13 protein-coding genes, 1 pseudogene and 1 riboswitch are annotated in these 13,438 nt (G+C 34.2%); of the genes and pseudogenes, 4 read left to right on the top strand and 10 right to left on the bottom strand.

Annotation, left to right across the window (positions count from 1 at the left end; all coding sequences use genetic code 11):
* Positions 1-35 precede the first annotated feature (35 nt).
* From HS848_RS00970 to HS848_RS00945, 6 genes are all read right to left on the bottom strand, one after another.
* On the bottom strand, positions 36-1,040 hold the full coding sequence (locus HS848_RS00970; protein ID WP_198610944.1) for a 5-oxoprolinase subunit C family protein: 1,005 nt from the start codon (positions 1,038-1,040) through the stop codon (positions 36-38).
* Positions 1,037-1,744 (bottom strand): 5-oxoprolinase subunit B family protein, encoded by a 708-nt coding sequence (locus tag HS848_RS00965; RefSeq protein WP_107507774.1) that lies wholly within the window; start codon positions 1,742-1,744, stop codon positions 1,037-1,039. Before HS848_RS00965 ends, HS848_RS00970 begins: the two co-directional genes overlap by 4 nt.
* Before the next feature lie 52 nt (positions 1,745-1,796).
* On the bottom strand, positions 1,797-2,003 hold the full coding sequence (locus tag HS848_RS00960) for a hypothetical protein (RefSeq protein WP_198610943.1): 207 nt from the start codon (positions 2,001-2,003) through the stop codon (positions 1,797-1,799).
* 108 nt (positions 2,004-2,111) lie between these two features.
* Positions 2,112-2,720, bottom strand: a complete 609-nt coding sequence (locus HS848_RS00955) for an aminotransferase class IV (protein ID WP_198610942.1) — start codon at positions 2,718-2,720, stop codon at positions 2,112-2,114.
* Complete coding sequence (locus tag HS848_RS00950; protein WP_198610941.1) at positions 2,721-3,863, bottom strand: chorismate-binding protein; 1,143 nt, start codon at positions 3,861-3,863, stop codon at positions 2,721-2,723.
* Positions 3,847-4,440 carry an anthranilate synthase component II gene (locus HS848_RS00945; RefSeq protein WP_198610940.1) on the bottom strand — a complete coding sequence of 198 codons (594 nt, stop codon included), beginning with the start codon at positions 4,438-4,440 and terminating at the stop codon, positions 3,847-3,849. The genes HS848_RS00950 and HS848_RS00945 overlap by 17 nt, the downstream gene beginning before the upstream one ends.
* 156 nt (positions 4,441-4,596) lie before the next feature.
* A riboswitch (PreQ1 riboswitch) is annotated at positions 4,597-4,643 on the top strand.
* Between the two features lie 163 nt (positions 4,644-4,806).
* On the opposite strand from HS848_RS00945, the gene queC reads away from it, so the two are divergent.
* The 4 genes from queC to HS848_RS00925 all read left to right on the top strand — a co-directional run bounded on the left by queC (position 4,807) and on the right by HS848_RS00925 (position 7,330).
* On the top strand, positions 4,807-5,478 hold the full coding sequence (gene queC / locus HS848_RS00940) for a 7-cyano-7-deazaguanine synthase QueC (protein ID WP_107507779.1): 672 nt from the start codon (positions 4,807-4,809) through the stop codon (positions 5,476-5,478).
* Between the two features lies 1 nt (position 5,479).
* On the top strand, positions 5,480-5,899 hold the full coding sequence (gene queD, locus HS848_RS00935) for a 6-carboxytetrahydropterin synthase QueD (RefSeq protein WP_107507780.1): 420 nt from the start codon (positions 5,480-5,482) through the stop codon (positions 5,897-5,899).
* A complete protein-coding gene (queE, locus tag HS848_RS00930; protein ID WP_198610939.1) occupies positions 5,899-6,615 on the top strand; it encodes a 7-carboxy-7-deazaguanine synthase QueE in 717 nt (238 codons plus the stop codon). The genes queD and queE overlap by 1 nt, the downstream gene beginning before the upstream one ends.
* Positions 6,616-6,718: 103 nt before the next feature.
* Positions 6,719-7,330, top strand: a complete 612-nt coding sequence (locus HS848_RS00925) for a hypothetical protein (RefSeq protein WP_198610938.1) — start codon at positions 6,719-6,721, stop codon at positions 7,328-7,330.
* A gap of 276 nt (positions 7,331-7,606) precedes the next feature.
* Here the strand turns inward: HS848_RS00925 and HS848_RS00920 are convergent, their stop codons facing one another.
* From HS848_RS00920 to HS848_RS00905, 4 genes and pseudogenes are all read right to left on the bottom strand, one after another.
* Positions 7,607-8,599, bottom strand: coding sequence for a glycosyltransferase family 2 protein (locus tag HS848_RS00920; protein WP_198610937.1), 993 nt, complete (start codon positions 8,597-8,599; stop codon positions 7,607-7,609).
* Positions 8,600-8,759: 160 nt separating this feature from the next.
* Positions 8,760-9,600 (bottom strand): annotated as a pseudogene (locus HS848_RS00915) (aldo/keto reductase).
* Positions 9,601-9,698: 98 nt separating this feature from the next.
* Positions 9,699-11,075: a hemolysin family protein gene (locus tag HS848_RS00910; protein WP_107507785.1), complete on the bottom strand. Its 1,377-nt coding sequence runs from the start codon at positions 11,073-11,075 to the stop codon at positions 9,699-9,701.
* 382 nt (positions 11,076-11,457) lie between these two features.
* Positions 11,458-13,434, bottom strand: coding sequence for a PTS fructose transporter subunit IIABC (locus HS848_RS00905; protein WP_198610936.1), 1,977 nt, complete (start codon positions 13,432-13,434; stop codon positions 11,458-11,460).
* Positions 13,435-13,438 lie beyond the last annotated feature (4 nt).

The following is a 13,438-nucleotide window of genomic DNA, read 5'->3' as shown; positions in this document are numbered from 1 at the left end:
TATTCAACTTATTCAATGTTCTTCGTGATATTCAACTATTTCATCATTTCTAATTGCATTCTGAATTCAATTCCATGAAATAATTGATTCGTCCAGTTACTAAATTTAACTAAATTCTTTTCAGCAGTTTCAATATCAATGAATTGAAACTTTAAGCGAGAACCTTGAGGCTTTTGCGCCAACTTAGTTAAATGGTAACTTGCTATAGTGCCAATCTGCGGGTAGCTTCCAATAGTATAATGATCATTTAATAGCACAATAGGTGTGCCATCACGCTTAACTTGAATTGTTCCTTTTTTTACGGGCTGATGGGCTGGCATATCTTCGTAATAAGCTTTAATTTTTTCACCATCTAATAACATGCCCACGCGATTAGATTTATTAGTTACCTTATAATCGCCTCTTATAAAATGAGCTTTCGTTTCCTCATCAAAATCTTCAGTACCTTTGTTCTCTATAACATGAAAGACATCTGAAATATAATTGAATGATAGCGCGTAGCCATCAATTCCCCAATCAGTGGTATGTTTATCTGCCAAGTTCTTAAACAATTTATGATGACGTTCTGTATAATCCCGTTTCATTTCAACTACATCACCATTATTTAATTTACGTCCATGAAAACCACCAATTCCAACTTTTAAATCGGTTGAAGTGGAATCGAGCCAAGTGTCTAATTTGAAACCCCCGCCTACAGCAAGATAAACACGAGACGTTTTATTTGTTTCTTTGAAAGATAAAACATCTCCTTCTCCTACTAAGTATAATTTATATGGCTTGATTTTCATATTTTGAGTAGAAGCTTTAAAATTACTTCCCGTTAGTGCGATTAACGTTGGTTCAGTAAATCGAATTTTAGCCATAATATGGGTCATTTCGAGTGTGGCTTCATTTTTATCATTCGCTACCAGTCGATTAGCGATTTCGTGACCTAACGTATCTAACGCGCCGCAAGGAATCACTCCAGTGTAGGCATACCCATGACGTCCGAAATCTTGAAAGCTACTAAATAATCCTGCTCTTTCTATTATGATAGTCATGATTTATAATCTCCTAGTTCAATATCTTTTCGCTCTTGAGGTTTAAAATTAACACTATCCCCTAATTTTAATAAGTTGAATTTTTCTTTTTCAGGTGAAAATAGTTTTAAAGGCGTATAACCTATAACTAACCAATCATTATATGTATCAGTTGTTACGATACCACACTTTTTCCCTTCGATAATTACCGACCCAGCAGGAACTAACTTCTTCTCGTCGCACGTATGATTAACGTAAAGCTTGTCATTCATACCAGTTAAATATGGAAAGCCTGGTAAATAGCCCATCATAGAGACAAAATAAGACGTTTCCGAATGTAATTGAATAAATGCTTCTTTCGTTAGTTGATAGTAGTCTAGAAGTTGCTCTAAATCAGGTCCAAATTCATCACCATAGACGATTGGAATATCATAAGTCGTACTATCTTCTTCAACTACATCTTGGTTACGTAATTCTTGATACATTGAATGGATTAAATCCTTCATATATTGAAAAGGTGACGTAATATGATGATGTTTAATCATGTCTCTCGCATTATAGGTAATCATCATATCTGATTCAGTTGGCACAATTTCAGTAATAAATGGTAAATCTTTGTTTAATAAGTGAGAACGTAAAGCAATTAAATCTCTTGTGACATTTTTCGAAACATCTTTTTCCATCGAAATAATGATTGCTTTGTCTCCTTGGCTATAAATCTTCATAACGCCACCTCATAAATTCCTTTATTTTAATGCATCTACAAACTTTAACTGTTTAGTGATGATAAAATATATTTAAAAAATCAACAACATACAGCATTGTTGAGCTTATTAAGACATATACTAATACACATTGAATAAGTACAATCATCGTCGTAATAATACGTGCTTTTACAAGCTTATCTTTCTTCAAGCATCCTTTTGCTAGGCGCTTACCTAAATAATTCACTATAATGATAATAATTAGCCATAGTATCGCCATAACCCGCTCCGTTAGTTGTTTGTTTTATATGAGGCTGAGACACCAAAATATTGTGTTTTGGGGAAATCGATAAATAGTGCCCCAACCTCCTATTCTTCCAACTATATTTTAAAGATAAATAGCTACATCGGCAACCTCTCGTAAACTATTTAAAAGATAAACTTGTATCTCGCCCTTCTTCAGCTTCTCAATTAATTCATCTTTACTATAGTCTTTGATTTCTAATTTACCTTGTTCTATAAGGCTTTCACGCATACATCCAAGTAAGAAATCGTGTTGATAACTTGGCGTATAATAATGACCTTGTTCCTCAATCATAATATTTCCAATATCAAATTCGAGGATTTTCCCTTCATTATTGTACAACAACACTAAATCTGTAACGTGATTATGTTCTAAGTGCTGACGTTCACTCGTTTTATTTATAATAAATGATTGTGGGCACGTTGTATCCATAAGCTTTAATTTAGCCGTAAAGTTTGTTTTTTCAGGTAATGGCTTTATAACATGCGTGAAATTTCCATTGTCATCTAATATGACTTTTAATCGATATATTTCATCGCTGTAATGATGCTTGAGTTGTTCCACGTATTGAACCCATTGTTCTTTTGAAAATGAATACCCTAAACGTTGAGATGAACGTTGTAGGCGTTTCGTATGATATTCAAATCTTGGTATCACTCCATGATCAAGACGCATTGTTTCAAATAATTCCATTTATAGCATCTCCAATATCTTTGTTTTATCGCGAAATTCTTGGACTTCATTTTCAGGAATTGAATCAATAGTGATACCAGCGCCTACGCCATAAAACACTTTATTATCGCGATACTCCAATGTGCGAATCGGAATGTTAAAAATCATCTTCTGGTCAGGCAGTAAAAGTCCAATAGTGCCACAATATATATGCCGAGGTCCGATTTCAAGTTGTTTTATATAAGACATAGTATTTAGCTTAGGCGCCCCGGTAATAGAACCACACGGAAATAGCGCTTGTAAGATGTTATTCAATGACGTTGCTGCCGGTAATTGACCGGTAACCATGCTCGTCATTTGATAAACCGTTTTATATGTTTCGATAAAGAACGGTTTATAGACTTTTACCGTACCACTATGAGAAATTCTTGAAATATCGTTACGCAACAAATCTACTATCATAACATTTTCAGCAAGATCTTTTAAAGAGTGCTGTAATGCTTTATAATTCTCGACATCTTCTTGAACATCATTACTTCGTGGCATCGTTCCTTTCATTGGTTTGCTTACAATAACGTTCGCTTTGTTATCAAAGTCCCCTTTTTGGAAGAAGAGTTCAGGTGACACGGAAGCAACATTCACTTCCTCGGTGTCTAATAACGCGGTATATCCGCCATTATTCGTTTGAGTTAAATAATCGTAGAGTACTGATATTGGATAATGGATATCACTTTCTAAACGCGTCGTATAATTGACCTGATATGTTTCCCCTTCTACAATTGCCGCTTGTACTTTTTTTATTTTCTCAATCATTTGTGCATCACTTTCTTGAAACTTAAAATGATGTTGTGGTACATAATCCGTTACATGTTTTTTATTAGGAGTGGAAGCCATATGTTTCTCAAAGCTATAGGCTACTGCAATTAAACTGTTATGATCATTATGTATTTGCATATCTTCATTAAAATATTGTGCCGCTTCATAAGTCAGATACAACGCTACGTAACGCCCCTTTTCTTGTTCTTTTTGCGCAAAAAGAACGACATCTCCCACTTGTTCAAGGGAATATGCTACAGATTTTGCATAATAGTTATTAAATGTGAAGTGATACGTTTGATAGTCTTCAGGCGTCGTATAATATCGATAATTAAACGTGATATTCATTTACTTGCCCCACTTTCGTTAAAAAATGTCTTAATTGTTCGTGTCCATATTCACTCAATATCGATTCGGGATGATACTGCACACCGTAAATAGGAAGGCTTTCATGTTCAACTGCCATAATAATATCTTCAGTGTTACGTGCCGTTACAAGTAACGAGGTTGGCAAGCTCTTACTGTCTGCCATTAGAGAATGGTAACGCATAACTTCAAAGCTTTGCGGTAAATTTTTAAAGATTCCCATTTCATTATGTATTAAAGGAGTCGTATGACCGTGAACTGGCTTCTTACCATGAATAATCTTACCGCCATAATATTCATATATAAGTTGGAAGCCTAGACATACCCCTAAAATAGGAACTTTCGTAGCATACTCACTCATAATCTCACTTAATATCGGATAATCACTCGGCTTACCAGGCCCCGGTGAAATAACAATGGCATCAATATCTAGCCCATTCAACTCTTTAATAGTAATACCATCTACATCAAAGACTTGAACTGGCTGTGTCGTCTCGGTTTTTATGTAATCTATTAAATTATATGTAAACGAATCTTTATTATCTATAACTATAATCATTCTAGGACGCTCCAAATCTCATTTAATTACATCTTCTCTAACAATATTATAATAATTATTAATTTGAAAATGTAAGGGTTTACCTTTTCAAACCCTTGATATAATACTTGATTTTATAGGGTTATTGTATTACTCTAACAGACGTACAAAAATTAATCGAAAGAGGTTCCTAGCTGAAACCCTCTATAAAAAACTAGACAACTATTGAAATTTGTAAAACATTGACGTCGTACATCTATAGTACAACTTATTACAATATTTCCAAGTCTATCTTTTTTATAGAGATAGGCTTTTTTATTTTGATAACAGCTAGGTTAAATATCGGCATAGTTCTATAAATCAACCTTTTTCAAAAGGAGAATAACAATGACAAATAGTGCCTTAAATAAGGATAAAGCACTCGTAGTATTTAGTGGTGGACAAGATAGCACAACATGTTTATTTTACGCTAAAAAACATTTTAAAGAAGTAGAACTTGTAACGTTTAATTATGGACAACGTCATGATACAGAAATTGAAGTTGCGACTAAAATCGCTAAAGAGCAGAATTTAAAACATCATGTTTTAGATATGTCATTATTATCACAATTAACACCAAATGCTTTAACACAACATGATATGGATATTGAAACGGGCGACGACGGTATTCCAAACACTTTCGTACCTGCACGCAACTTACTTTTCTTATCATTTGCCGGAGCTTTAGCATATCAACTTAATGCAAAACATATTATTACCGGCGTGTGTGAAACAGATTTTTCAGGTTATCCAGATTGTCGTGATAGTTTCATTAAATCTATGAATGTCACACTCAGTCTATCTATGGATAAAGACTTTGTGATTCATACCCCACTGATGTGGCTAGACAAAGCGCAAACTTGGGAACTAAGTGATGAATTAGGCGTATTAGATTATATTCGTCATAATACATTAACATGTTACAACGGCGTTATTGGTGATGGTTGTGGAGAATGCCCTGCTTGTAAGTTACGCCAACGTGGCCTTGAGAATTATTTAGAATCTAAAGGAGCGAATTAAAATGATGCAACAAATTTATCCATCCGTAAGCCATCCTTATATTTTCGAATTAAATAAAGACTTTAATTTTTCAGCTGCTCACTATATTCCAAGTGAAGATGCAGGCAAATGTATGCGTACGCATGGTCACACTTACTTTGTAAATTTAACGATTGCAGGAGATACACTTGATCACAACGGTTTCTTGATTAATTTTAGTGAATTAAAAAAATTAATTCATGATCAATTCGACCACTATCTATTAAATGACCTTCCTCATTTCAAAGGTAAAAGTCCTTCAACTGAAATCGTTGCGCAAACCATCTATGAACTTGTCCAATCTCATCTAGAAACTTACGATAACCAACCTCAATGTGTTCAAGTTTATTTACGAGAAACGCCTACTAGTTACGTCGTGTATCGTCCTAAGGAGTTTAAATAATGGCGCCTAAAATTCCAGTACTCGAAATATTTGGTCCTACCATTCAAGGTGAAGGGCGTGTCATTGGACGTAAAACTATGTTTGTTAGAACGGCAGGCTGTGACTATAGATGTAGCTGGTGTGACTCTGCTTTCACATGGGATGGCAGCGCGAAAGACGAGATTCAACTCATGACTGCTGAAGACATTTATCATCAATTACGTGAAGTGGGTGGCGACCAATTCGATCACGTTACGATTTCAGGAGGTAATCCCGCATTAATCAAAGGGATTCAAGATTTAGTAGACTTATTTGAGGAAAAGAATATCTATACTGCGCTAGAAACGCAAGGAAGTAAATTCCAACCTTGGATGACTCAAATCAATGACTTAACAATAAGTCCTAAACCACCAAGTTCTAATATGAAACCTAACTTAGAAATATTAGATTCCGTTATAGAACAATGTGTTCAAGATTCGCTTAATTTAAAAGTTGTAATTTTTAATGACGAAGATTATGAATTTGCTAAAATGATCCATCATCGTTACCCTCACCTACCTTTTTACTTACAGGTTGGGAATCCTTACTTAGATGATAGCGTGGCTAATCATACTGAAAAATTATTGGCTCGATATGAATCATTGGTAGATACAGTGATGCAAAGTAGCGATATGAATCATGTATATGTGCTACCTCAATTACACACTTTATTATGGAGTAATAAAAAAGGAGTTTAACTGTATAGTATAGTAGAAAAATATTTGTTAAGTGTTTTGAAATGATTAAGTTTGTTTTAATTGCTATAATATTCTAATGAACTAAGTGTGATAGGAGTACAGCATGATTATATATGTATTAATAAATATTGCCGTTGTACTAGGCATTCTCGGGTTTGACCTATATCGACAGCGTTTCAAGCAACTTAAGTTTAGCTCCGTACTAATCGCTATTACAATTAATGCTATTATTAACATTATAGTAATAGAGAAATTTGATTTTATAACTATGTCTTCAATCGCGTTTTTCATATGTTGGTTAGGACTTCAATACTATTTAAATATTAAAAACTATTCATTTATCATTTCAGAATATAAATCAATCGCCATTATTTTCGCGATTATTATTAGTTGTTCCTTGTTTATTACTTTTGGTTTTAGTGATCAATCCGTCTATATGTCTATCCCTTATCTTACTCCTTCTATCTTTATTTTAGGGGCTAGCATTATATTTTTAGGTACCTTCACTAATAATGAACTTGAGAATTTTAAATTAATGAGAAAAATCAAGCATCCTATTATTATAGGACATCTAATTATTATTATTTCTATTGTTCTTTTAACTATTTTAACGCCATTTTGGTATGTTTTTTTAACAATTTATTTCTTGTTTAGCATATACATCGTATGGCAATTAAAACCAAAGAACATCCATCGCAAATACCATATTAAATAAGAGTATGACGTCAGAATCCTAACGATGTCATACTCTTATTTTAGTAATATTGACTATAGATAATTGATACTATGAGTTGAATCATATTAAACTTTGTATACGAACCCTTATTAATTAGTTCAGTATGCCTAAAATAAGGTAGCAAAGCTTGCATTACAGTAAGAACGCGCAGCCAAACAATACATAGTGTTGATAAAAACAGGAGTAAAGATGATTCCTAATCGAATCACCTTTACTCCTGTTTTTTAGGATTTATGTCCCTAAACTTCTCAACAATTAATTAATAAATTTTTCATTTTCTTGTTCTACTATTTTAAGATCGTGTTTAGGTTCTTCTAAGTTCGAAGCTTGTACGATATACTTAGGACGTTCTTTCACTTCATAATAAATACGACCAATGTATTCTCCTACGACGCCGATAGACATTAATTGAATGCCACCTAATAATAACACTGCTGCTATAGTAGTGAAATAACCTGGGTTATTAATACCATTTACCATGATACCTATCAATAAATAAAGAATATATATAATACTTAAACTAAAGATAAACATCCCAAGATAAATCATGGCACGCAGTGGTTTATTATTAAATGAAATTAATCCATCAATCCCGTAGTTTAATAATTTAGTAAACGTCCATTTAGATTGCCCTGCTTCACGTTCCACATTTTTATAAGTAAATATTTTCGTATTATAACCAATCCACTCAAATAGCCCTTTAGAAAAACGATTATACTCTTTTAATGATGCCATCGCCTTAACGGCACGTTGACTCAATAGTCTAAAATCGCCTACACCATCGACAAATTTAATATCTTCTACAAAGCTGTTAATTAATTTGTAATATAATTTAGTCATCGTTTTTCGCGCAAAATTCTCGCCCGTACGATCACGTTTTGCGATGACTTGATCATAGCCTTGTTGATATTCGTCAATCATTTGAGGAATAAACTCGGGTGGATGTTGTAAATCTCCGTCTATCATCACCACAGCATCGCAAGCGACACTATGTTGAAAACCAGCAATCATTGCTGATTCTTTTCCGAAATTTCGACTGAAAGAAATATATTTTACATGTTGGTCGACAGTAGCTAAACTTTGGATATGTTCAATTGTATTATCTTTACTACCATCATCCACAAATAAGAGGTCATAGTCGTAACCCTTAACTTTGCTATCTTTCATTAAAATTTCAGTCAATTTGTCGTAAGTCTTCCTTACAACTTCACCTTCGTTAAAACAAGGCACAATGACTCTGATTTTCATTCAATTACATCCTTTTCTACATTCTTACTATTATTTTATCAATAAATTTAATAACTATTCTACTTAAAACTATAGAATTAACAAATAATTAATATTTACTAAATAAATATACCACAATATTTTTTAATTATTCACTCTACCTTACACTCACTGACAGCAATTATTTCAAATCCCCAATATTCACTTTATCTGGGTCCTTACCTTGACGAGCATTACGATTTAAACTATCAATTTCGGCTATTTCTGTTAACTCTAAATTAAAATCTAAGATATCGAAATTTTCACGAATGCGAGACGGCGTTTTAGATTTAGGAATCACAATGCGATTGTGTGCAAGGTGCCAACGTAACACGATTTGAGCTGGTGTTTTTTCATAGCGTTCGGTTAACTTTGTAATCACTGGATTATCTAACAAGCCTCGATTACGCATCAAGGGCATCCAAGCGGTAACTACAATGTCATGTTTATCGCAATAGTCTTGCATCTCTTGTTGATTGAAGTAGGGATGGACTTCAATTTGATTAACTTGAGGAACGATGTCTGTAGCATCCATTAATTTTTCTAAATGATGCTCTTTAAAATTACATACACCAATTGCTTTAACTTTGCCTTCATGGTAAAGCTGTTCTAATGCTTTATATGACTCAATATATAAATCATCTTTCTCACCAAGGCCAGTGGATTAAATACAAATCGATATAGTCGAGGCCTAAACGTTCAAGTGAAGCATTAAAATAAGCTAGAGTATTGTTATACCCTTGAAAGTCATTCCATAACTTAGATGTGATAAATAAATCTTCACGAGGTGTGTCACTATTTCTCAAAGCTTTGCCTAACGCTTGCTCATTACCATAAAAGTAAGCCGTGTCAAAAGCACGATAACCCGCTTCTAGAGCAGTTTGGACGGTGGTTTCCATTTCTTCATCTGTGATTTTATATACACCTAGCCCAATATTAGGCATAGGGTAGCCATTATTTAAAATTTGAGTATCGTTTACCATGTTTCTCTCTCCTTATTACAAGTTAGTTCTACTGCAAACTTTATTTATATGTACAAAAACAAAGGCACTGAGGTTAAAGTACCCAAGTGCCCTTAATGTTATTCATTCGAGTCATTTTTATGTTTATTATCATTATCGTCTTCTTCATCTTCATCAATAAATGTCGGTCTTGTTTCGATAAATTGATGTTTAAGAACAACCCAAACTAATTGATGATTATCCATTTCAGATACAATCCAACGATCATATTGAGTATCAATATGGTCTTCTACTTGTAAGTTTGTATTGTGTGCTTGTAACCAACCACCAATTGTATCAATGTCTTCAGAATCTTCAAATTCGATTCCAAATTGTTCATTTAAGTCATCTAATAAAACACGTCCGTTAATTTGGTACGTATCTTCGTCTAGTTTAACGATGTCATTGACTTCGTCATCGTCAAATTCGTCACGAATTTCACCAACGATTTCTTCTAAAATATCTTCCATTGTTAGTATGCCGGCAGTACCACCATACTCGTCAATAATTAAACTGATGTGAACGTGTTCGCGTTGCATTCTGACTAATGCATCACTAATACGTGTTGTTTCAGAAATCATTGGTAATTCATGTATATAGTTACCAACTTTTATCGGTATACCTGAAGCATATTCAGTTAAAAATTCTTTAACATTAATAAACCCTTTAATATGGTCTTTATCGCCATCTTCAGTAATTGGATAACGTGTAAATTGGTGTTCTTTAATTGTGTCGAGTAATTCGTCAACGTTAAATGGTTCGTTTAGCGTTACCATTTGCGTACGTGGAACCATGATGTCTTTAGCATGTCTTTCATCAAATGAGAAGATATTTTGCATATAGTTAAGTTCTGTTTGGTTAATTTCCCCACCGTTATAACTATTATTAATGATAATTTTAATTTCTTCTTCTGACATGGCATCAGTTTGAGCATCAGGATCAACGCCTAGTACTCTAATAATTACACGTGCTGAACCATTCATTAACCAAATTAATGGTTTCATAATATTACCGAAATAATATAATGGTCGTGCATAAGCGAGCGCTAGCTTTTCAGTATGTTGAATAGCAAGTGATTTAGGCGCTAATTCACCTAATACTACGTGTAAATATGTCACTACGATGAAAGAAATCACAAATGAGATAGTTGTCGTTAAAGCTGCAGGTAAATGTAACAAGTCAAAGATAGGATGTAATAACTTTTCAAAGGTAGGTTCACCTAACCAACCTAATCCTAAAGATGTTACTGTGATACCTAACTGACAAGCTGATAAGTAATAGTCTAGATTGGCAATCATTCTCTTAACGATTTTAGCTCCGCCGTTACCTTCTTCAGCTAATTGTTCAATTCGAGTTGAACGAACTTTTACTAATGCGAATTCCGAACCTACGAATACTGTAGTTAAAGCAATTAATAGAAAGAATATTACTAAGTTTATTATGGTCGCTGTTTCCAATTAATTCCCTATTTCTAGGGATTCACCTCCAAATATATTGTGCCCCATATGGGTAACACGAATTTAATTCGTAATGCTTACTAACGATATAAATGCATGTTATGGCCTTCCCATTGCGACACCCCCGGAAAAATGTATTACTTTTATTTTATCATACATTAATTATAAATAGTTGAATGTAACTCTTTTAATTTAGAAGTTACAAATTATCATTTAAAACTAAGAAAGCGTATTAGTCAAGTAAGGCGCAAATACATTTCGAATGATAATACGTTCATTATACTACCCATTTTTATAGTTTAATAACTCCTTTTCATTAAATCAAAAGAGAGAGATAAGACATCTTAATATCGATATCTTACCTCTCTAATATAAGTGCTAATTATTCGTCCATAGCTTCTGAAGCTTGTATTTCTTCTTTAGTAACTTTAGGTTTTAAGAAACCGTATATAAGTGCTGATACGATTGTACCCACAACTAAAGCGAGTAACGTTTGTAAAATGTGGCTAAAGTCAGTAGCGAGTATTACAATAATACCTCCGTGAGGTGCATTAATACTTGATCCAAGTCCTAATGCGATGGCGCCACCAATACCTGAACCTATCATCATTGAAGGAATCACACGAAGTGGATCGGCTGCTGCGAATGGAATCGCACCTTCTGTAATAAATGATAGTCCCATGACATAGTTAGGAACGATTGAACCACGTTGTTCTTTCGTAAATTTACGTTTAAAGATTAACATAGCTGTCGCAATGGCTAACGGTGGAATCATACCACCTATCATAGCTGCAGTAATTGGTGCTGCATTACCTTCAGTTAAAGCTGCAGTGGCAAATACATAAGCTGCTTTATTGAAAGGACCACCCATATCAATGGCCATCATAGCTCCGATAACTAAACCTAATAACATAATGTTAGAGCCTGATAGACTGTTTAATCCATTTAATAATAGATTATTCAACCATGCTGCTGGTGGATTAAATGCGTAAATCATTAATAATCCTGTAATTGTTACACTTAATAATGGATAAATTAGTGTTGGTTTTAATCCTTCAAGCGCTTGTGGTAAACCACGTGTAATATATTTAATACCTTGTGTTAAGTAACCTGCTAAGAAACCTGCAATAATACCGCCAATAAATCCTGAACCACCTGAGATAGCTAACATACCACCTACTAGACCAGCTGCGAAACCTGGTTTATCGGCAATACTACGTGCAATGAAACCAGATAGAATAGGGATAATTAATGCAAAGGCACTTTTATTACCAATATTCCATAATTGTTCTGCAAAAGCGTTATGTTCAGAACTTTTAGGGTCAAATGAGTTAGCACCGAATAAGAAGACGATAGCCATTAAGATACCACCAGCAATAACGAGTGGTAACATATTTGAAACACCGTTCATCAAGTGTTTATAGAATGCTTTGCCGAAACTTTGTTTCTCATTACTTTGGCTATCTGTTGATTTTGTATGGCCTCCACGTGCTACAAATGGTTTACGACTCGTATCAAGTGCAGTATTAATTAATTCTTCAGGTCGTTTAATCCCATCTGCCACTGGAACTTCTACTACGTTTTTACCATCGAAGCGATCAGTTTCAACGTGGACGTCTGCTGCAACAATAACGCCTGTGGCACGGTCAATATCTTGTTGTGTTATGTGGTTTTTAATACCACCTGAGCCGTTGGTTTCAACTTTCATTTTAACGCCCATTTTATCTGCTTGTTTTTTCAAAGCGTCACGTGCCATATACGTATGCGCAATACCTGTTGGACAAGCAGTTACCGCAAGTACATATGGCCCATTTGAATTTGTAGCGTCTGTAGAATCGTTAGCTACGGCGCCTGAAGCACTAGCTTCTTGTTCTTGAGATTCTTTTTCTTCTTCCTTAGTAGCTTCATCATCGGCATTATCGATAATTTGAAGTACTTCTTCAGGAGAAGTAGCATGTAATAAACTTTCTCTCACTTTATCATCCATTAAGATACCAGATAATTTAGCTAAGGCATCTAAATGAGTTTGAGCGCCACCTTCTGGAGCCGCAATCATAAAGAATAAATGTGCGGGTTGGCCATCTAAACTTTGATAGTCAACGCCTTCTTTAGATTTACCAAATGCAATAGCTGGTGACTTCACTGCAGCGACTTTCGCGTGTGGAATTGCAATACCTTCACCAATACCTGTTGTACTTTGTGATTCACGATTATGAATCGCTTCTTTAAATTGTGCAATATCGCTTAATTTACCTGCTTTATCTAATTGGTTAACTAATTCATCAATAACACCATTTTTATCAGAAGCTGATAAATCCATCGCGATAGTATCTTTAGTCAATAATTCTGTTATTCTCATTCAT

It is taken from the genome of Staphylococcus caledonicus, assembly GCF_016238465.1.
GTDB lineage: Bacteria > Bacillota > Bacilli > Staphylococcales > Staphylococcaceae > Staphylococcus > Staphylococcus caledonicus.
Note: the sequence above shows the minus strand (reverse complement) of the source record. Positions and strands in the feature narration are given on the sequence as shown.

Bases quoted from the DNA above. Each gene is read 5' to 3' on its own strand.
- HS848_RS00970 (WP_198610944.1), bottom strand. From the start codon at position 1,040: ATGACTATCATAATAGAAAGAGCAGGATTATTTAGTAGCTTTCAAGAT.
- HS848_RS00965 (WP_107507774.1), bottom strand. From the start codon at position 1,744: ATGAAGATTTATAGCCAAGGAGACAAAGCAATCATTATTTCGATGGAA.
- HS848_RS00960 (WP_198610943.1), bottom strand. From the start codon at position 2,003: ATGGCGATACTATGGCTAATTATTATCATTATAGTGAATTATTTAGGT.
- HS848_RS00955 (WP_198610942.1), bottom strand. From the start codon at position 2,720: ATGGAATTATTTGAAACAATGCGTCTTGATCATGGAGTGATACCAAGA.
- HS848_RS00950 (WP_198610941.1), bottom strand. From the start codon at position 3,863: ATGAATATCACGTTTAATTATCGATATTATACGACGCCTGAAGACTAT.
- HS848_RS00945 (WP_198610940.1), bottom strand. From the start codon at position 4,440: ATGATTATAGTTATAGATAATAAAGATTCGTTTACATATAATTTAATA.
- queC (WP_107507779.1), top strand. From the start codon at position 4,807: ATGACAAATAGTGCCTTAAATAAGGATAAAGCACTCGTAGTATTTAGT.
- queD (WP_107507780.1), top strand. From the start codon at position 5,480: ATGATGCAACAAATTTATCCATCCGTAAGCCATCCTTATATTTTCGAA.
- queE (WP_198610939.1), top strand. From the start codon at position 5,899: ATGGCGCCTAAAATTCCAGTACTCGAAATATTTGGTCCTACCATTCAA.
- HS848_RS00925 (WP_198610938.1), top strand. From the start codon at position 6,719: ATGATTATATATGTATTAATAAATATTGCCGTTGTACTAGGCATTCTC.
- HS848_RS00920 (WP_198610937.1), bottom strand. From the start codon at position 8,599: ATGAAAATCAGAGTCATTGTGCCTTGTTTTAACGAAGGTGAAGTTGTA.
- HS848_RS00905 (WP_198610936.1), bottom strand. From the start codon at position 13,434: ATGAGAATAACAGAATTATTGACTAAAGATACTATCGCGATGGATTTA.